This is a genomic window from Streptomyces sp. NPDC044003 (assembly GCF_056435185.1).
On record NZ_JBWKFA010000003.1, the window covers coordinates 485,883 to 505,704 of the forward strand.

Annotated in this window: 15 protein-coding genes; 6 read left to right on the plus strand and 9 right to left on the minus strand. The window is 72.0% G+C overall.

Features of this window, described 5'->3' with window-relative positions; all coding sequences use genetic code 11:
* Positions 1-53: 53 nt before the first annotated feature.
* The 3 genes from AC07AW_RS14220 to AC07AW_RS14230 form a co-directional block, all read right to left on the minus strand.
* Positions 54-2,180: a beta-galactosidase gene (locus AC07AW_RS14220; protein WP_478815719.1), complete on the minus strand. Its 2,127-nt coding sequence runs from the start codon at positions 2,178-2,180 to the stop codon at positions 54-56.
* Between the two features lie 71 nt (positions 2,181-2,251).
* Positions 2,252-4,006: a cellulase family glycosylhydrolase gene (locus AC07AW_RS14225; RefSeq protein WP_478815720.1), complete on the minus strand. Its 1,755-nt coding sequence runs from the start codon at positions 4,004-4,006 to the stop codon at positions 2,252-2,254.
* A 251-nt stretch (positions 4,007-4,257) separates the two neighbouring features.
* Complete coding sequence (locus AC07AW_RS14230) at positions 4,258-6,003, minus strand: cellulase family glycosylhydrolase (RefSeq protein ID WP_478815721.1); 1,746 nt, start codon at positions 6,001-6,003, stop codon at positions 4,258-4,260.
* A 209-nt stretch (positions 6,004-6,212) separates the two neighbouring features.
* Here AC07AW_RS14230 and AC07AW_RS14235 point away from each other — a divergent pair, with 209 nt between their 5' ends.
* The 4 genes from AC07AW_RS14235 to AC07AW_RS14250 all read left to right on the plus strand — a co-directional run bounded on the left by AC07AW_RS14235 (position 6,213) and on the right by AC07AW_RS14250 (position 10,638).
* Positions 6,213-7,511 carry an SLC13 family permease gene (locus AC07AW_RS14235; RefSeq protein ID WP_478816240.1) on the plus strand — a complete coding sequence of 433 codons (1,299 nt, stop codon included), beginning with the start codon at positions 6,213-6,215 and terminating at the stop codon, positions 7,509-7,511.
* 3 nt (positions 7,512-7,514) lie between these two features.
* Positions 7,515-8,036, plus strand: a complete 522-nt coding sequence (locus AC07AW_RS14240; protein WP_478815722.1) for a universal stress protein — start codon at positions 7,515-7,517, stop codon at positions 8,034-8,036.
* Positions 8,037-8,433: 397 nt separating this feature from the next.
* Complete coding sequence (locus tag AC07AW_RS14245) at positions 8,434-9,417, plus strand: acetylxylan esterase (RefSeq protein WP_478815723.1); 984 nt, start codon at positions 8,434-8,436, stop codon at positions 9,415-9,417.
* A gap of 240 nt (positions 9,418-9,657) precedes the next feature.
* The gene (locus tag AC07AW_RS14250) at positions 9,658-10,638 is read left to right on the plus strand and encodes a LacI family DNA-binding transcriptional regulator (protein ID WP_478816241.1); all 981 of its coding nucleotides are present in this window, start codon (positions 9,658-9,660) and stop codon (positions 10,636-10,638) included.
* A 195-nt stretch (positions 10,639-10,833) separates the two neighbouring features.
* On the opposite strand, the gene AC07AW_RS14255 is transcribed toward AC07AW_RS14250, so the two are convergent.
* From AC07AW_RS14255 to AC07AW_RS14275, 5 genes are all read right to left on the minus strand, one after another.
* Positions 10,834-11,928 carry a magnesium and cobalt transport protein CorA gene (locus AC07AW_RS14255; RefSeq protein WP_478815724.1) on the minus strand — a complete coding sequence of 365 codons (1,095 nt, stop codon included), beginning with the start codon at positions 11,926-11,928 and terminating at the stop codon, positions 10,834-10,836.
* Positions 11,929-12,108: 180 nt separating this feature from the next.
* Positions 12,109-12,879 carry a TIGR03943 family putative permease subunit gene (locus AC07AW_RS14260; RefSeq protein WP_478815725.1) on the minus strand — a complete coding sequence of 257 codons (771 nt, stop codon included), beginning with the start codon at positions 12,877-12,879 and terminating at the stop codon, positions 12,109-12,111.
* Entirely contained in the window at positions 12,876-13,916 is a 1,041-nt protein-coding gene (locus tag AC07AW_RS14265) for a permease (RefSeq protein ID WP_478815726.1), read from the minus strand. Before AC07AW_RS14265 ends, AC07AW_RS14260 begins: the two co-directional genes overlap by 4 nt.
* Positions 13,917-14,482: 566 nt before the next feature.
* A complete protein-coding gene (locus AC07AW_RS14270; RefSeq protein WP_478815727.1) occupies positions 14,483-15,172 on the minus strand; it encodes a sigma-70 family RNA polymerase sigma factor in 690 nt (229 codons plus the stop codon).
* Between the two features lie 148 nt (positions 15,173-15,320).
* Complete coding sequence (locus tag AC07AW_RS14275) at positions 15,321-16,013, minus strand: hypothetical protein (protein WP_478815728.1); 693 nt, start codon at positions 16,011-16,013, stop codon at positions 15,321-15,323.
* A gap of 316 nt (positions 16,014-16,329) precedes the next feature.
* Between AC07AW_RS14275 and AC07AW_RS14280 the strand changes: the two genes are divergently transcribed.
* Positions 16,330-17,460 carry an MFS transporter gene (locus AC07AW_RS14280; RefSeq protein WP_478816242.1) on the plus strand — a complete coding sequence of 377 codons (1,131 nt, stop codon included), beginning with the start codon at positions 16,330-16,332 and terminating at the stop codon, positions 17,458-17,460.
* Positions 17,457-18,545 (plus strand): sugar ABC transporter permease, encoded by a 1,089-nt coding sequence (locus tag AC07AW_RS14285; RefSeq protein WP_478815729.1) that lies wholly within the window; start codon positions 17,457-17,459, stop codon positions 18,543-18,545. Before AC07AW_RS14280 ends, AC07AW_RS14285 begins: the two co-directional genes overlap by 4 nt.
* Here AC07AW_RS14285 and AC07AW_RS14290 read toward each other — a convergent pair.
* Positions 18,532-19,713, minus strand: coding sequence for an acyl-CoA dehydrogenase family protein (locus tag AC07AW_RS14290; RefSeq protein WP_478815730.1), 1,182 nt, complete (start codon positions 19,711-19,713; stop codon positions 18,532-18,534). The genes AC07AW_RS14285 and AC07AW_RS14290 overlap by 14 nt on opposite strands.
* Between the last annotated feature and the right edge of the window lie 109 nt (positions 19,714-19,822).

Here is a 19,822-nt window from a genome sequence, read left to right on the forward strand (position 1 = left end):
AGGTGGACGAACGCGTCCGGGCAGCGGCACCACCGCCGGCTGCCCGGACGACGTCATCGGTCCTGGCCCGCGGCGAAGACTCGCACGTCCCAGGCGCCGAGGCTCACCGGTCCGCCGGCGGGGATCGAGGTGCCGTCCAGCGCGTCGGTCAGATCCGTGGGTGCCGGGACCTCGGTGGGCTGCCAGCTCCAGTTGTGCACCACGTGCACGCGACGCCCGTCCGGGGAGGTCCCGGTCGTGGCGGTGACGGACGCGGGCAGGTCCCCCCAGCCACTGCGGGGCGCCGGCGCCAGCCAGGCGGTCAGCGACCGGGCGAGGTCGCGTCCCGGGACGGTTCCGACGCAGGTGACCCGGCCGGCGCCGTGGCGGTGGGTGGTGAGGGCCGGCCAGCGGCCGAAGTGCGGGTGGTCGTACTCGGCGAGCACCGTGGCGTCGCCGGCGGTGAGGCCGTCCACCCAGCGCGTCGCGGTCGCCCCGGCCGGGAGCGTCAGCGGGCTGCCCGGCACGGCGCGGAGCGGGAGATCCGCCGACAGGTTGCTGAACTCGTCGTACGACACCCCCGCCGCCGCCGCGAGACGGGCGGGGGCCGGCTCGTGGCGCGCCCGGGCCTCGTGGTCGGCGTAGCCCGTACGAGGACCGAGGACGAGGTGGCCGCCGGCGTGGGCGTAGGCCGCGAACCAGTCGAGCAGGGAGTCCTCGGCGAGGTACAGCCCGGGGACGACGAGGACGGGGTGCCGCTGTGCGGCGACGTCCGGTGCCAGGCCCTCGCGTTCGCCCCGGGCATCGTGCAGCTGGCGGGCGTGCAGGATGCGCACCTGGCGGCCGGCCTCGAAGGCGCCGCGGTAGAAGGGGTCGAAGATGCGGTGGTACGCGGAGGAGTCCGCGCCGCCGTCCGCCGTGGCCAGGGGCGGGTACTTCTGCATCAGCCACTTGCTGGGCATCGAGTAGACCAGGGTGATGTCGGCGTCGGGCTCGATCCCGGCCACCAGCGCTCCGGCCGATTCGAACTCCGAGCCGATACGGGCGAGTTCGGCGTAGATCCGGCCGGGCCGGCCGCTGTGCGGCAGGATCCCGCCCCAGTACGTCTCGGCGCCGAAGTGCAGGGTGTGCCAGTGCCAGTACTCGATCATCCGTGCGCCCCGGGAGACGAGCGCCCAGGCGGCCTGACGCCACTGGCCGTCGTAGGCGGGCCGGTTGTCCTCCGTGCCGCCGATGGCCTGGGCGTTGGTCTCCGTGATCAGGAACGGCTCCTGCCGGGAGGAGAAGATCCGGTCGGCCTGCTGGTAGAGGCCCCAGACGCCCGTGGTTTTCCATCCCTGCGTGTGGTCGTCGGGGGTGGGGTCGGGCAGTGCGAGGGCGTCCTGCATGTCGTAGTACGGGTTGCCCGCCGTGACGTCGAGGCTGTCGGTCAGCTCGTCGTCCTCCAGCGCGGGGTGGCCGTAGTGCAGGCAGGTGGTGACGAACCGGTCGGGTCCGGCGTACTCGCGCACGAGGTCGGCCTGCCAGGCGATGAACTCGCTGGTCTGCCGGGCCAGGAACGCCCGCCACGCGACGTCGTACTGCGGCTGGGCGTTGCCGTCGGGCGTCCACAGGTCGGCCCAGGTGGAGAGGCGGTGCGACCAATGGACCAGGCCCCATTCACGGTTGAGCGTCTCCACGTCGCCGTACTTCCGGCGCAGGTCGTCGACGAACCGCTCGAAGACGCCCCGGTTGTGCGGGAGCCGGCAGCCGGGCTCGTTGTCCACCTGGTAGCCGATCACGGCGGGGTGGTCCGCGTAGCGGCCGAGGATGCGCCGGACCACGCGCTCGGCGTGGAAGCGGAACGCGGGGTGGGTGAAGTCGACCTCCTGGCGGCCGCCCCAACGTGCACTCTGTCCGGTGGCGTGGTCGGCGGCGATCTCCGGGTACTGGCGGGCCAGCCACGGCGGCACGGCGTACGTGGGAGTGCCGAGGACGACCGAGATCCCCCGGTCGTGGGCGGCGTCCAGGACCGGCTGCAGCCAGTCCAGGTCGAACCGGCCGTTCTCGGGCTCCCAGGTGGACCAGACCGACTCGCCGACCCGGATGACGGTGAACTTCGCCTCCGCCATCAGATCGAGGTCTTCCTTGAGCCGCTCGTACGGCTGGTACTCGTGGTAGTAGGCGGCGCCGAACAGGACGCGCGGGGGGAGCGGGGACATGCGTGCACCTCGGGACGTGAGGAACCCCGGCCGCCGGAAGGTCCGGCGGCCGGAGTGGGAATGACGGACGGTCAGGCGACAGCGCCGGTCACCGAGGTGCCGGACTTCGTGACGCGGTACGTGACGGTGGCGCCGCTGTAGAAGTGGAAGACCAGCGTGGCCGGCTCGCCCTCGCGGAGCGAGCTCAGGAAGGCGGGGGTCAGGACGATCCCGCCGTTCGGGTAGTCCGGCGAGAAGGCCACGTTGAACTCCTGGTACGGGTTCCAGCTGAGCGGGCCGGCGTTGGTGCCGTCGGCGTAGGTGGAGTGCATGGTCGCGAGCTGGTCACCCCGGTACTGGGTGGGGACGGTGAACGACGCGTCGGTGCCGGTGGCGTTCGTCAGCGCCGGGGTGTCCTGGGTGACGATGTCGATGTTCCAGGGCAGCCCGGCGGAGAAGCGGGCCTGGAGCGTGGTGTTGACGCCGTAGGCGCGGTTGCCGACCAGCCGGGTCAGAGCGTCGGGCGTGAAGGTGAGCTGGGTGCCGGAGAGGGTGTAGTCCCGGCCGTAGATCAGCGGGGTGTTGCCCTGCCACAGGCCCCGGAAGGAGGTGCCGTTCCGGTTCAGGGTGAGCGACTTGGCCGTGATGGGGCTGGACTTCGGCACGTAGACCTTGTCGAAGGAGGCGGTGCCCGAGCGGGTGGTCCAGCTCGACTTGATCCAGTCCATCAGGGCCGGGTCGCGCCACTGCAGGGTGTCGCGGTTCAGGTAGGCGAACGGGTCCCACAGGGCGGTGGTGACGCCGGCGGCGCGCGCCGCGTGGTTGACGTGCTCGTAGTACTTCAGCGCCTCGCCCCGCTCGATTCGGGACGGGTGGAAGTGGTCCGGGTAGCTGAGCAGGCCGTACTCGCCGACGTAGACCGGGATTCCCTTGGTGACGAACGTGCTGCGCATGTTGGCGAACGTGTCGTCCGTGTTCTTCTGCGCGGTGGCGTCGTAGTGGGTGCCGCCCGCCGCGTTGACGCTGAAGGGGAACCAGCCGTAGAAGTGGACCTGGGCGATCAGCTGACTGTCGTTCAGCGAGGTGATCGTGCCGTACAGGTTCTCCATGAGGGCCAGGTCGGGGCTGCCCGCCGGCGTGGTGAGACTGAGCAGGCGGGTGGCGTTCGCTCCGCCCGAGGCGCGGACCACGGAGCGGAACGAGGTCTGCAGCTCCCTGAGGTACTGGACCTTCTGCGCGTCCGTGGCGTTGGCGAAGCTCGGCTCGTTGATGCCCTCGAAGACCAGGGTGCGCGGCGCGTCGCGGAACGTCGCGGAGATCTGGGTCCAGGTCGAGTTGAACCGGGCCATCACGTTGTCGTGGTCACTCGTGATCTTCTCGACCCACATCCACGAGTCGTGGTGGACGTTGAGCACCACGTACAGGCCGTCGGCCAGCGCCCAGTCGACGATCTGCTTGACCCGGGCCATGTAGGTGGCGTCGATGGCGTACGGCGCGGTGGCGGACTGGTGGTCGGTCCAGGTCACCGGGATGCGGACGCTGCGGAAGCCGGCCGCGGCGATGGTGTCGAAAGTCGCCTTGGTGGTCTGCCCGTTGCCCCAGGAGCCCTCGTTCGGGATGGCGTCCAGGGTGTTGCCCAGGTTCCAGCTCGGCTGCATCGCGGCCACGGCGTCCATGGCGGAGGCCGGGACCGACACCGCCGGCCGCGTCGGCTTCCTGGTGTCGTCGGGTGCGGCGAACGTGGTGCCGCCGGACAGCCCCAGCATGACGAGCAGCGCCAGCAGGAGGGCGGCAAGGCGGCCGGGCGCCCGGACGGGGTCGTGCGCCGGTTGCCGTATGACGTTCATGGATCGTTCCTTTCGTGGGGGCAGGCCTCTGAGTCGCTCGCGAGGTCGAGTCACACCGTGGTCGGGCGGCGACGAGGAGAAGTGTCGAAGCGCTTCACTGGCACGGGAACGTAACGGAGAAGTTTCGTACGAAACAAGAGGGCTGACAGTGCGAAAGTTTCTTCATCGAGGCACTTGACGGTCTTTCAGGCCGATGACCTCGTGCGGCCGGTGCCCCGCCCGGCGCTTCCCGGGCGGGGCACCTGCCATGCTCAGGAGGTCGAGCCGGTGACCGTGCCGCCCGACTTGGTCACGTAGTACGTCACGGTGTTTCCGCTCCAGAAGTGGAACGTCAACCGGACTCGCGCGCCGTCCTTCACCTTGTCGAGGAAGGCGGGGGTGAGACGGATGGTCCTCGTGGCGTAGTCCGGCGCGAACGTGGTGTTGAACTGCTGGTACGGGGTCCAGTCGAGCGGGCCGGCGTTGCCGCCGTCGGTGTACGTGGCCTCCATCGTCGCGAGGACGTCACCGCGGAACTGCGTGGGTATGCGGAACGCCCCCGCGGCACCGGTCGTGCTCGACTGCACCGGCCTGTCGTAGGTGATCACCTCGATCTGCCAGGGCACGCCCCGGGAGAACTCGGCCTGGAGCGTCGCGTCGACCCCGTACGAACGGCTCCCGACGAGCCGGGTGAGCGCGGCGGCCTTCAGGGTCAGCCGGTTGCCGGACAGGACGTAGTCCCTGCCGCCGACGAGCTTGGTGGTGCCCTGCCTGAGGCCCGTGAAGGTGGCGCCGTTCAGGTTGAGGGTGAGCGTACTGTCCTTGACGGGGCCGGACTTCGGTACGAACACCTGGTCCGAGGAGGCGGTGGCCGAGCGGGTCGTCCAGCTCGACTTGATCTGGCGGAAGAGACCCGGGTCCTTCCACCGGCCCTTGGCACGGTCGAAGAAGGAGCCGTTGTCCCACAGCACGGTGGTGACCTTGCTGGTACGGGCCGTGTGACCCAGCATCTCGAAGTACTTCAGCATCTCGCCGCGCTCCACACCGCCGGGGCCGTGGTCGTACCCGAGCACGCCGTACTCGCCCAGGACGACGGGAATGCCGCGGGCGACGAACGTGTCCCGCATGCGGGTGAAGACCCTGGTGAGGTCCGCCTGGGCCGTCGCGTCGAAGCGGGTGCTGCCGGCGAGGTTCACGCTGAACGGCCAGTAGCCGTAGTAGTGCACGGTGGCGATCAGCCGGGGGTCACGCAGCGACGTGATCGTGGTGGCCAGGTTGTCCATCAGCTTCTGGTCCGGCGTGCAGACCTGGGTGGGCAGCATCAGCAGGCGGTTCTTGTTGTTCCCGCCGGACTTGCGCACGACGGTGTGGAACGAGGTGTTCAGCTCGTCGAGCAACCGGGCTTTCCGGGCGCTGTCGGCGTTGTCGAACTGGGGCTCGTTGATGCTCTCGAAGACCAGCTTCGCCGGCGTGTCCTTGAACGCCGTGGCGATCTGCGCCCAGGTCGCGTTGAAGCGGGTCAACACCTTGTCGTGGTCGGTGGACATCGCACTGGTCCACTGCCACGAGTCGTGGTGGACGTCGACGATCACGTAGAGGCCGTCGGCGATGGCCCAGTCGACCACCTCCTTGATCCGGCTCATGTACGCCGGATCGATGGCGTACTTCGGCGCCGCCCCCTGGTGGTCGCTCCAGGTCACGGGGACACGGATGCTGCGGAAGCCCTGGGCACGGACCTTGTCGATGAGGGCCTTGGTGGTGCGGGGCTGGCCCCAGTTGGTCTCGTCGGGACTGGCGTCCAGGCTGTTGCCCAGGTTCCAGCCCGGCTGCATCGCGGCCACGGCGGCCATCGCGTTGTCGGGGACCGGGGCCGCGTCCGCCTCGGACCTGACATCGTCGCCGAACGCCCCGAAGACCGCGCCGTAGGCGAGAACACCGGCGGCGATCAGTGCCAGCGGCGTCCCCACGGTCAGCCCGAGCCTGCGCCGGCGGTGCCGGGGGGCCTGCTGCTTGTTCATTGCTCATCCGTTCTGGAAGTGCGAGCTGCTTGCGTCCCCTGGTTGCTGCCCATGGGTGAAGGGTTGCCGGTGAATCAAGGAAAGTTTCCTGGTCGACTGCCTGCGGCAGGGAAACGCGGAGCGCCCCCGGGGAGCCGGGAACCGAGCGGGGACATGCCGGGGTCGGCACGCGGGACGCGGCGCTCGAAGCGGTAGCGTTCGGTCCGGTGGTGCAGGCGGCCGGGCCGCCGCTACGGAAGGATCCGATCCTGGACGCCCAGCTCGCGGAGACGCTGTCCGCGGCCCTGCTCGTTCTCGTGCTGGTCTGCGCGGTCGTCCGCCCCTTCGGGTGGCCGGAGGCGGTCGTGGCCGTCCCGGCCGCGGCGCTGGTGGTCGCCACCGGAGCGGTCTCCTTCGACGACGCGCTGGCCGAGGCGGAACGGCTCGGGCCGGTGATCGGTTTCCTGGCCGCCGTACTGGTGCTGGCTCAGCTCTGCGACGACGAAGGTCTCTTCCAGGCGTGCGGGGCGTGGATGGCGCGGACCGCGGCGGGCCGGCCACGTCGTCTGCTGGCCCAGGTGTTCCTGGCCGCGTCGGTGATCACGGCGGTGCTCAGCCTCGACGCCACGGTGGTGCTCCTCACCCCGGTGGTGTTCGCCACCGCCGCCCGCATCGGCGCACGCCCCAAACCGCACGTGTACGCCTGCACCCACCTGTCGAACACGGCCTCCTTGCTGCTGCCCGTCTCCAACCTCACCAACCTTCTGGCGTTCGCCGCCAGCGGGCTCAGCTTCACCCGGTTCGCCGCGCTGATGGTCCTGCCGTGGACGGCGGCGATCGGCGTCGAGTACCTGGTCTTCCGGCGCTTCTTCGCCACCGACCTGGACGCCGGAGCGCAGACGCCCACCGCCGTCGAACCGCCGCCGCTGCCCCTGTTCGCCCTGGTGACCGTGGCGTGCACACTGGTCGGCTTCGTGCTGACCTCGGCGATCGGCATCGACCCGGCGTGGGCCGCCCTGGCGGGAGCGCTGGCCCTCGCCGTCCGGGCCCTGATCCGGCGCCGCACCACGCCCCGGGCGCTGGTCCGCGCCGCCTCCGTACCCTTCCTCGCCTTCGTCCTGGCCCTCGGCATCGTGGTCCTGGCCGTGGTGGACAACGGTCTCGACGACGCTCTGGGGCGCCTGATCCCGGACGGCACCGGGCTGCCGGAACTGCTCGCCCTCGCCGCGCTGGCCGCCGTCCTCGCGAACGTCATCAACAACCTGCCCGCGGTCCTGGTGCTGCTGCCGCTGACCGCCCCCCTGGGCCCCGGCGCCGTCCTCGCCGTCCTGCTCGGGGTGAACATCGGCCCCAACCTCACCTACGCCGGCTCGCTGGCCACCTTGCTGTGGCGGCGTATCGTCCACGCCCACGACAGAGAGGTGGAACTCAAGGAGTTCACCCGGCTCGGCGCGTACACGGTGCCCACGAGCCTGGTCGCCGCCGTCCTGGCACTGTGGCTCTCGCTGACCGTCATCGGAGGAGGCTGACCCATGGCCGTGGTCGTCTGGATCGTCGAGGGCACTTGGCGCGCCTGTGTGGACGCCGCCCGCACGTACACCCCGGCGGACGCCGACATCGTCCTCCTGCACGTCACCCCCGCCGACGTCCCGGGCGCGGCACACGGAGCCTTCGCCGGACTCCTCGGCCGCGGCCACCCCTCGGGGCACCGCCCGGCCGAAGGCTGGGGGAGGGACCCCGGCACGCGCCTGGAACACCTCGCCGCCGCCTCCGCGCAGCAGCTGCTCCAGGACGCCGCCGACCGGCTGGGCCGCCCCTGCACGCGTACCGAGCGCACCGGCCGCGTCGAGCGAGAGGTCGTCGCCGCGGCCGAGGGCAGCGACCTGCTGATCCTGGCCCGTGACGGCGACCGTACCCACCTCGGACCGCACAGCCTCGGCCCCGCCGCACGCTTCGTCGTCGACCACGCGCCCTGCCCGGTCCTGCTCGTGTGGCCCGAGCCCCCGCCGGGGCTCCCGACCATGGCACCGCCGCCACCGCATCACACCAGCTGACGGGCGACGAAGGCCCGCGCTCATGGTGCGGACCTCAGTCTCGAACTGGGCGTCGGGGTATCGGACTTGGCAGGGCAAGGCCCTGGGTTCGTTTCGCGCGAAACAAGAGCGTCAACGGCGCTGAACTTTCTCCATGGCCTTCATTGACAGGTGACTGAGGCGAATGGGACCGTCGATGCGCTTCGACGATCGCCGCCGTAGCCACCCGCCTGAGGGGCCACGGGGCGTTCCTTTGCCGCGTCCGCGTCCGAACTGCTGGACTTCCGGCCGGACCGAAACAGCCGGCGCCCGGTGCGGCGCCGGACTCGTGAGCCGTGCCGCCCCGTGCGCTCAACGCCGCCGCCCCGCCTCCCCGTCATCTCTTCGACTCTTCGACTCTTCGACCGCAGGAGACCGCATGCCGCTCACCGACTTCGAGTCCGACGAGCTCACCGGGTACCGCCCGGAGCTGTCCGTACCGAAGGACTTCGACACGTTCTGGCGGGACACCCTCGCCGAAGCGAGGTCCTACGACGGGACCGTCAAGTCCGAACGCGTCACGTCCGCGCACCTGCTGCACACCGTGGAGGTCGACGACGTGCGATTCCCCGGCTGGAACGGTGAACCGGTCGCCGCCTGGCTGCTGCGCCCGCGCGGCGCGGACGGACCGCTGCCGGTCGTCGTCACGTACATCGGCTACAGCGGCGGCCGCGGTCTGCCCACCGACCACCTGTTCTGGTCCGCCGCCGGCTACGCCCAGCTCGTCGTCGACAGCAGGGGCCAGGGCCACGACACCCCGGACCGGACGGAGGGCGACGGCACGCAGTGGGTCGGGGGGTTCATGACCCGCGGCATAGATTCCCCCGAGAACTACTACTACCGGCGACTGATCACCGACTGCGTGCGCGCCGTGGACGCGGTCACGGAACTGCCCGGCCTCGACCCCCGCAGGATCGTGGTGGCCGGAGGCAGCCAGGGCGGCGGCCTGGCCCTCTCCGTCGCCGGTCTCGCCGGGGACCGCGTGGCGGCGGCGCTGGTGGACGTCCCGTTCCTGTGCCACTTCCGCCGGGCCGTGCAGATCGCCGGGGAGGGACCGTACCCGGAGATCGCCGAGTATCTGCGTTGGCACAGCCGCGGCCGCGTCGAGCCGACCTTCGCCACCCTCGACCACTTCGACGGCGTCCACTTCGCCCGACGGGCGACCGCACCGGCGTTGTTCAGCGTCGGCCTGATGGACCCGGTCTGCCCGCCCTCGACGGTCTACGCCGCCTTCAACCACTACCAGGGGCAGGACCGCACCATGACCGTCTGGCCCTTCGGGGACCACGGCGGCGGCTTCGGCTCCAACCCGCCGGTCCAGCTCTCCTGGCTGCGCGACCGCGGCCTGACGCCGGAGCTCTGACCGACTCCCGGCCGCACTCGACTCCGTACGCGCACTGGCGGCAGCCGTCGGTGCGGCACGGCCGCTCGGGACCGCGTTCCTCGCAGCTGTGATCCGCCCCCGCCACCCTCGGGTCCGCTCCAAGTGTCAGAATGGCGCTGGCAGCAGGCGAGGGGACGAGGAAGGGCGACCGTGGCGGACGACCGAGCGGGAACACCTTCGGCGGAGGCCTCCTCTGGGCGGGCGGCTGGGCCGACGGCGGTGACGGTCGCGTACATCGCCGAGTCCGCCGGCGTCTCGGTGCCCACCGTCTCGAAGGTCCTCAACGGCCGCTCCGGGGTGTCGGACGAGACCCGGGCCCGTGTCGAGCAGCTCATCCACCAGTACGGATACCGCAAGCCGCCCAAGAACCGCAGCAACCTGGTGGAACTCGTGTTCCGCGAGCTGGAGCACATGTGGGCCGTGGAGATCATCCGCGGTGTCGAGCGCGTGGCCCGCAGGAACCGGGTCGGGGTGCTGGTGTCGCAGTTCGGCCTCCCGGACTCGGAGGACCGGACCATCGACGACACGGTGGGGCGACGCCCCCAGGCCGTCCTGTCGGTGGCTCAGCTCTCCGAGGCGGAGCGGGAGCAGCTGACGACGAAGGGCATCCCCTTCGTCGTCTTCGACCCGATCGACGAGCTTCCCGACGGCGTGCCGTTCGTCGGCGCCACGAACTGGCGGGGCGGGCAGGCCGCGACGCGGCATCTGCTGGACCTGGGGCACCGGCGCGTCGCCATGATCAGCGGCTACGACCACGCCTTCTGCCGCGCCCGGCTTTCCGGATACGTCTCCGCCCTGGCCGAGGCCGGTCTGCCGACGGAGCCCGGCCTCGTGGTGAAGACCCAGCTCACCCGCGAGCACGGGTATGCCGCGGCACGTGAGTTGCTGTCCCGCCCCGACCGCCCGACCGCCGTGTTCACGGCGAACGACATGCAGGCGCTCGGGGTCTACCAGGCCGCCGGCGAACTGGGCCTGCGCATCCCGGACGACCTGAGCGTGGTCGGCTTCGACGATGTGCCGGCCGTGACGTGGATGACTCCTCCGCTGACCACGGTGCATCAGCCGCTGGCCGAGATGGCGAGCGCCGCCACCGAACTGGCGCTCGCCCTCGGCCGGGGCGAGGACGTGCCCCAGGTGGGACTGGAGATCGCGACCACGCTCATCGTCCGTGAGAGCACGGCTCCGCCGAAGGCTCAGTGAGCCCCGTTCCGGGGTCGGACGGGGCCAGAGGCGACCGGACTCGGACGAGGTCGGACGGACGGGGCGGAGATCAGCGGTTGAACTCCCCGATTGTCGCCCGCCAGGCGGTGTTCGTCGCCGGGAACTGCCCACGCCAGATGGTGCAGCGGTACGAGCCGCGGGGTCGAGTGCGTCGCCCCAGGCGAGAGCCGGCGGTCACAGCCAGCCGTTGCGTTTGAAGCCGCGGTGGATGAGGAGGCAGGCGGTGGCCATGACGCCGAGGACCAGCGGATAGCCGTAGGTCCAGCGGAGTTCCGGCATGTGGTCGAAGTTCATGCCGTAGATGCCGCAGACCATCGTGGGGACGGCGACGATGGCGGCCCAGGCGGTGATCTTGCGCATGTCCTCGTTCTGGGCGACCGTCACCTGGGCGAGGTGGGCCTGGAGGATGGAGTCGATCAGGCCGTCGAAGGAGCCGATCTGCTCGGTGGCGCGAGCGAGGTGGTCGGCGACGTCGCGGAAGTACGGCCTTATGTCGGCGTCCACCGAGGGGCAGGGCTCGGTGGCGAGGACCGTGAGCGGGCGGGCGAGGGGGACCACGGCCCGCTTCAGTTCGAGGAGTTCTCGCTTGAGCTGGTAGATGCGGCCGGCGTCCGCCGTCTTGGAGCCGTGGGGCGAGAACACCTCGGTCTCCACCTGCTCGATGTCCCCCTGGACCGCGTCGACGACAGCCAGGTAGTCGTCGACGACGTGGTCCGCGATCGCGTGCAGCACCGCCGACGGCCCCTTGGCGAGCTGCTCCGTGTGGGCCTCCAGGGCCTCGCGCAGCGGGCCGAGCGAGCCGTGACGGCCATGGCGGACGGTCACGACGAAGTCGGGACCGGTGAACACCATGATCTCGCCGGTGTCGACCACCTCGCTGGTCGCCGTCAGCTGCTCGTGTTCCACGTACGTGACCGTCTTGAGCACGGAGAACAGCACGTCGCCGAAGCGCTCCACCTTGGGGCGCTGATGGGCGTGCACGGCGTCCTCGACCGCCAGCGGGTGCAGGTCGAACAGTTCGGCGACGCCTGCGAACTCCTCCTCGGACGGCTCGTGCAGGCCGATCCACACGAAGCCGTCCTTGTGCTTGCGGACCTGCCGCAGGGACTCCTCGATGCCGTCCCTGCCGGTGAGCCGGCGCCCGTCGCGGTAGGCGACGCAGTTGACGACCGTGGTGCCGAGCGGCGAGCGGGCCGGGTGGCTCAGGTCCACGCGTCGCGTTCGCCGCGCCAGGCGAGCCATTTTGCGCAGGCTCCCGACCATCGACATGCTGCTGCTCCTTCGGAGGTCCGGTCCGGGTGCCGGGGAGTGACCCCGCCGGCCGGGGCGCCTTGTGCGCACCACCGGGGACCCTACTTGCGTGGATGCGTAAGAAGAAGGAGGGAATGCCCAGGCCGCGGGCCGGGCGGCTCGGGGAGCTCGACGGGGCCGCGCGGTGCGCGTTTCAGGTCACTTCGGTGCGCGGTCCCGGTAGGGGACCGGAGGTTCAGGAATCCGCCGGTGGGTGGCCGCGTCCAGGGCCAGGGCTGCCGAGGGGGTTCCGAGGGTGCCTTGCGGGTGCCAGGTGCCCGTCACTCTCACCCAGGTGTCGGCGGGTGGTGCCGCTGCGCCGTGTACGGCGATCTTGAGGGACTGCGAGTCGGCCGCACAGCACGACAGGAGGAGGCGGGTCAGGGACCAGGTGCCGTGCGGGCCGGGGGTGACGAAGCCCTCCATGACCACGGTTCGCCCCTTGAGGCTTTCCTTCCGGTCCTGTTGGGCGCGGCCGATGAACTCGGTCAGGGACAGCGGCACCGGATCCGAGGCGGGGAGCGGGTCGAAGCGGGAGATCTCCTCGACGGCCACCGGGTTGTCGCGCGCGGCGCTGTAGGAGCCGAGAGCCGGGGGCGGGAAGAGGAGCAGGGTGAGCACCGGCAGCGCGACGAGCCAGGCGACGCGGGGGCCATGGGCATGGCTGTGTCCGTGCTCGTGCTCGTGCCCCTGATGGTCGTCGTCGGTGGCACGGGGGACGGTGCGGCCCGACCGCGGCCCCCACGTGAGGGGAAGTACGTCGCGCAGGCCGCCGATCAGCCCCGCAGTGACCAGGAGGGCTCCCGAGGCGATGAGGAGCGGCTGGAGTCCTTCCTTGACGTACCGCAGGTAGAGGTCGCTGACCAGCGAGATGCGCACCACCGCGATCCCGGTGACGAGGAGGAGCATCGACTGGCGTCCGCGGTTCACAGCAGCCACCACCCGGTCGCCGCGCTGCACAGAACGGCCATCACGGCCGTGGCGGTCGAGAAGCGCAGGGCGAAGGCGCGGCCGAAGGTGCCGGCCTGCAGGGCGATGAGTTTGAGGTCGACCATGGGGCCGATGACCATGAAGGCGAGTCGAGCGGTGGGGGAGAAGCCCGTCAGTGACGCGGCGACGAAGGCGTCGGCCTCCGAGCAGACGGCGAGCACGATGGCCAAGGCGGCGAGGAACACCACCGACAGCCAGGGCGAGCCGGAGAACGTGTCCAGTACGGAGCGCGGCACGGTGACGTTGAAGGTGGCCGCCGCCATCGCTCCGAGCACGAGGAATCCGCCCGCGTGGAGGAAGTCGTGCTGAAAGCCCAGCCGGAACTCCTCCCAGCGGCTGTGTCCGTCCTGATGGCCACGGTGCCGGGCGGGCATCCGCAGCCAGTCCGCCCGCCCGAGCCTGAGCCACAGCCATCCCATGGCCGCCGAGGTGGCCAGTGACGCGATCAGCCGTGCGGCGACCATCTGCGGGCTCTGGGGGAAGGCGACGGCGGTCGCGACGAGCACGATCGGATTGACGGCGGGCGCGGACAGCAGGAAGGCGAAGGCGGCGGCAGGGGTCACCCCTCGTCGGATGAGACTGCTCGCCACAGGGACGGACGCGCACTCGCAGCCGGGCAGCACGATGCCCGCGGCGCTCGCGACCGGTACCGCGAGTACGGGGTTCCGGGGGAGCGCTCTGCTGAACGCGTGAGCGGGGACGAACGCGTTGACCGCCCCCGAGATCAGCGTTCCCAGGACCAGGAACGGCAGGGCCTGCACGGTGATCGCCACGCAGACCGTCTGCCAGGCCCGGAAGCCGGGATGGGAGAGCCACTGGCCCGCCTCGGTCGTCCGGGCCAGCCAGACGACAAGGAGAAGTGCGAGGGCGCCGGTGAGGAGCAGGGAGGCCGGCGAACGGCCGTCGGGTGAGCGGCCGGCCGCGGAGGTCGGAGAGGGCGGGGAGGTCGGGGAGGGGGCGGTTGCCAGGCGTTTCACGAGTCCGTCTTGATCGTTCACGGCCGCTCCGGGGGCTGCGGGAGGGCCTCACGATAACCGGGTGATCACGCGCTTCCCGGGAGTGCGCCTCTCGTACATCCGTCCGAACGCGGGCGGGTCTGCCTCGAACAGCGGCTTCTGCGTCCCGCCGCCCCGGGCGGGCGCACTCCTGCTCCGTGCCGTCACGGGTGCGCCCCCTGGTGGTGGTGCTCACCGCCCTGCGTGCCTCCCCGCTCGCCGCTGTCGCCTCCGCTCGTCGCGGGCGACCGTGCGCCGGGTCCGATCGGCCCCACAGCCACCCCGAGTGCGTAGGACCCCGCGAAGACCAGCGCGAGGAGCAGAAGGAATCCCGCGATCCTTCGCAGCACCGCGCCCACACGCGAGGAGGGCTCTCGCGGACTGTCCATGGGCCGCCTCTCCGGAATACGTACGGCGCCGCTTCGATCGGGCCGTTCCCGGAGGAGTCGGATCGACGGCCGTTCCAGTTCCCGCTTCTGGGGGGTGGGTCAGGAGGCGGGCCCGCGTTTCGTGGCGGGCCCGCCTTCGTCGGCTTGGTGAAGCGAAGGTCAGGCGAGCGCAGGCGCCCGTGTGAACCTTCTGTGTGCCGCCGCGTCCTGGTCCACGGCCGGCCCGGGCCGGGACTCCTCCTCGCCTCGGAGCAGGGCGATCAGCGAGATGCGGGCCCGCGCGACGCGCGAACGGACCGTGCCGACCGGGCAGCCGATGGTCTCCGCTGCCTCGGCGTAGGGCAGGCCCAGGAGTTGGGTGAGGACGAAGGCGTCCTTCCGCTCGGTGGGGAGGGAGGCCAGGAGTTCGGCCAGGGCGATGCCGTCCTCGAAGCCGGGCAGGCCCTGGGGCTGGGTGTGTTCGGCCTCCGTCTGCCAGTCGTCGCGGTCGGAGAGACGCGGACGGGCGGCGGCGTGCCGCAGGCTGTCGACCACGGTTCGGCGCGCTATCGAAAGCAGCCACGTACGGGCGGAGGAACGCCCCTGGAAGCGGGGCAGGGCGGCGAGGGCACGGAGGAAGACCTCCTGGGTGAGATCGTCGGCCGCCTGGCGGTCGGCGCTGAGGTAGGCCACGTAACGCCAGACGTCACGGTGCAGGGCGCGTACGAAGAGATCGGCCTTTGCGGGGTCGCCGTCCCGGGCGGCCAGCGCCAGCGACGTCGTGGTCGCGTCGGTGGCGGCGTCGGGTGTGTGAGCGGGGCGCGACGATCTCGTCGGTCCCTGGTGGAGGGCGCTGTGGGCAGGAGTCATCGCCACAAGTCCTTACGAGGCAAGGGGATCCGGCGGCGCGCGAACGGGCGGCGCCGGTGAGGGGTCGTACGGCCAACCGGAAGGCATGGCCGATGCCCGAGCGACGGCGTGCGTGTGCAGCGGACCGTCGGGCTCGGGGAGCCGGCTGTCAGAGGACAGCGAGTGCCTGTGGGGGACCCCGGGAGATGACGGAATGGGCGAGGAGCAGCTGCCGCGGAGCGTGCTCGTCACCGGCGCGATGCGGCCGGACGCGGGGCCCCTGCGGCAGTACGGGAACGACGGCTGCGAGCAGCAGGCGCAAGGGCCGGAAGAGTCCCAGAGGCAGGGCCCGCAGAAGCCGGAACACGGCTCGCTCGCCGTACGCCATCCACAGCCCGCTCAGGAGCGCGGCCAGGAGGTGCGCCGACAGCATGCCGAAGGACGGGGTCATGTCCGTCATGTCATGCGCGACGTCAGGCGCTCCGGCCATCACCGCGCCGGTCCGCGAGACGACGTCGTGCCCCATGGCGGCGTGCGCCGTGGCCGCATCTCCCATGGATGCCATGGTGGATGCCATGTGCCCCATGTGCGCGTGGTCCATCGCGGGGTGAGCGGTGGGCGCGGGCACGGAGGCGGTCGGCTGGGACCAGGAGAACACCGTGTGCAGCAGGCTCTGTACGGCCACCGTGGCCGCCGTGACGGCGAGCAGGCCGCGCTCGCGGCCCGCGAGGAACCACGCGACGGCGACCGTGCCCGCGAAGGCGAGCGACAGTGCCGAACCAGGCACGGCCCGCCCCGACATGAGGATGTGGCCGACGGCCGCGAGCAGCACACAGACGGCCGCGAATATCGCGGCCCGCATCCCTCGCGAACATCGGCCTGGTGTCATGGCGCGCCCATCCTTGCATCCCTCTCCGGAGGCGTGAGGGCGGGTACGGCTCGGATGAGGCCGCCCCCCTCGACCTGTCGGGTCATGACTACGCGAGTGTGGCGCGTCCCACAAGAGCGCCTCGGGAACTCCAGGCACGGTCGCGACGACTTCTCCATGTCGGCGACGAACGGCCCGCGGGTCACGAAGGGAGGGGCACCAGGTGGGGACCCCAAGTACGGCGACCGCACCGGTCCGAGCGGCCGGCCGGGGCACGGTGCGCGGGCTGACCGCGCTGCTCACGACCGCCATGGCCTTCTCGATGCTGCAGCTCTTCCTGATCGGTGCCCTCGGTCCGCGCCTCGTCGACGGGCTCGGCGTGTCGGAGACGGTCCTCGGTCTGACCACCACCGTCGGGTTCGGCACCGCGGCGGTCCTCTCGCCCGTCGGCGGGCGGATCGTGGACCGGGTCGGACCCCGCCGGGCGCTGGTGGCTCTCCTCGGGGTCTCGGCGGTGGCGCTCGGTCTGATCGGCGCGGCCCCCGGTCCCGCATGGCTCCTCGTGGCCGTCGCGCTGGGTGGCCTTCCGCAGGCCCTGGCCAACCCCGCGACGAACAAGGCGATCCTGGCCTCCGTTCCGGTGCCGAAGCGCGGTGCGGTCACTGGCGCCAAGCAGTCCGGGGTCCAGTTGGGCGCGTTCGCGGCAGGGCTGCCCCTCGCGACGGCGGCCGGCCTCCTCGGCTGGCGGGGCGCGGTGTGGGTGGCGGCCGGGGCGTCGCTCCTCGCGGCCCTGTGGGCGTGGCGGGCGCTGCCGGCCGACGCGCCCCCGAAGGGCGGCGGGACCTCCCTTCCGCCGGCCGGTCACGCGAGCCCCGTGCCCTGGCTCGGCGCCTTCTCGCTCTTCCTGGGGGCCGGTATCGCCTCCGTCAACACCTACCTCGCGCTGTTCGGCGCCCAACGCCTCGGCATGGGCCCGACGGTGGCCGGTGCGCTCGTCGCCGTCCTCGGTGTCGCCGGGATCGTCGGCCGTGTCGGCTGGAGCCGGGCCGCCACGCCCGGCCGGGCCCCGTGGCTCCCGGGCATGCTGGCCGGCGGTGCTGTCGGCGCGGCCGTGCTCCTGGCCGTGGCTGTCCGGGTCGAGCCCCTCGTCTGGGTGGCGGCCGTGGCGGTGGGCGTGTTCGCGGTGTCCGGGAACGCCGTCTCGATGGTCCTTGTGATGCAACGCTCCGCGCCCGGCCGGGCCGGGCAGGACTCGGCGCTGGTCGCGGCCGGTTTCTTCGCCGGATTCGCCTTGGGGCCGCCGCTGTTCGGACTGCTCGCGGAGCGCGGCCGGTACGGCCAGGGCTGGAGCCTGGTCGCCTGCCAGTTCGCCGTGGCCGGGGTGGTCGCCGTCGTCTGGGCGCTGCGGGACCGTCGTACGAGAACGGGCGCTCCGGCGTGAGCGCTCCGGGCTGGGCCGAGGACGCCCTCGATCTCGTGTTGCAGCGCGTGGGGGCGACCGTCGAGCAGGTCGGCGCCCGATTCCCGCTGTACGCCGAGCCGGAGGACGGCCGCTGGACGACGACGGGACGCGGGTCGTGGACCGGCGGCTTCTGGGCCGGGCTTCTCTGGCTGCGCGCCCGGCACACCGGCGGCGAGGCGGACCGCGCGGTGGCTGCGGGCACCACCGCCCGGCTGGGGCCCTGGGCCGAGGCGGACACCGCGACCCGCGGGCTCATCCTCTGGTACGGCACCGCCCTGGCCACCGGCGACGCGACGGCCGACGCCCTGCGCGCACGTGCGGCGAAGGCCACCCTCGCCGCCTGGGATCCCGCGCTCGGCCTGATCCCGTGGGGTGCGGCGCTCGGCGGCCCCCGGCTGCGGGCCCGCGCGGACGGCGTCCCCGGACTCGTGCCGCTCCTCGGTGCCGCCGGCCCGAAGGGGCGGACGACGGCCGACGCGCATCTGCACCGCTGCCTCGACCTGTTCCTGCCGCGCGAGGGCGATCAGCGGCCCCGCCCGGCGTGGCGCTGGGACGAGGCGAGCGGCTGGGTGGCCGAACCGGACCCGGCACCCGGCTGGACCCGGGGTGAAGCGTGGCTCCTCCTGGCCGTCGCGGACGCCGTCCTGCGCGCGAGGACCGCATCCCAACAAGCGGACCGGCTGACCGATGCCGCCGAACGGCTCCTCGACCGCGGGGAGTTCCTCACCGGACCGCTCGTGCCGCCCGCCGGCATCGGACACCCCGACGGTCCTCTGGACACCTCCGCCGCCGCCATCGCGGCGGTCGCCCTGCTCAAGCTCGCACGTGTCCCCGGCGCCGCGTGGGCTTCCGCGTGCGCGGCCCGCGCGGAGGCCGTCCTGCACCGGCTCACGCAGGCCCACCTCACCCGCCCGCGCGGCTCCCGCCCGCCCGGCATGCTCCTCGACGGCTGTTACGACGCGCACAGCGGCACGGCGGTGCGTCATGAACTCGTGTGGGGCGACTTCTTCCTGGCCCTCGGCCTTGCCGCGCTCCTCGGCCGCGTCGACCTCAGGCAGGTGTGACGGCAGAGCCGTGCCGGCTTCCGAGGACGCGCCGGGCGACGGAGGTGACGTGCTGCTCGTCGGGCCCGTCGAGGATCCGGGCCGTCCGGCCCGTGCGGAACAGCGAGGGAAGGGGGGTGTCCGGGCCCAGCCCGGCGGCGCCGAAGACCTGGACGGCACGGTCCGCGACCTCCTGGAGCGTGCGCGCCGCCGCCGTCTTCGCGAGGCCCACCTCCACGTGGGCGTCGCGCCCCTCGGCGACCAGGGCCATCGCCTCGTACACGAGCGGCCGTGTGGTCCGCAGCGCGAGCAGCGACTCGAAGACGTGCTGCTGGACGAGCTGCCGGTCCGCGAGCGGTCCTCGTGCGCCCCGCCGCTCCACGGCGCGCTCGCACATCAGGTCGAAGGCCCGTTGGGCCTGGCCCAGCCAGCGCAACGCCCGCAGGGTGCGGCCCAGTTGGAGTCGCTCGCCCGCGACCGTGAGCGCGCGTCCGGCCTCGCCGACGAGATGGTCCTCGTCGACCTCGACGCCGTCGAACTCGATCTCGTACTGCCCGGTCGCGCCCAGGACGGGCAGCTCACGGACCACCCGGAAACCGGGGGAGCCGGTGGGCACGAGGAGCAGGGACAGCCCGTCGCGGTCCCCGGCCGTGCCGCTCGTGCGGGCCAGTACGGTCACCAGGTCCGCTTCCCCGGCGTTCGACACGAACCACTTGCGCCCCGAGACCCTCCAGCCTCCGCCGGTGCGCCGTTCCGCCCGGGTGGCGGTGAGCAGGGGCTCGGTGCCGGGTGTGTCCGGCTCCGTCATCGCGTAGCACGTGCGCAGGTCACCGGCGACCAGCCCGCGGGGGTACGCGGCACGGATCCGCGCGGTTCCGTGCCGCGACAGCATGGTCACGTCCAGCAGCGAGGCCGAACCGAGCGCCGCCGGACCGTGGTCGCTGGCGCCCTCGGCCTCGGCGATCGGCCCGTACACCGACAACGGAAGTCCTCCGCCGCCCAGTTCGCCGGGCAGCGGCAGCGCCCACAGCCCGGCCGCGCGAGCCTCCTCCCGCAGTCCCTCCCGGAGCTTCCTGGTGAGGGGGCCTCCGCTGTCGAGGCGGGACTCGCACGGAAAGACGTGGTCACGGACGAACGCGGACACCCGCTTACGCAGGAGACCGACATCCGTTACGTCATGATCCGTCACTGTTTCTCCTCCGACTCGGGAACTCGACAGAACACGCGTCCGACTGCCTGCCCGTGGAGGTGGTCGGGCGCACAGCCCGGTCGGTTCCCGTCACCGTGACAGTCCCGTG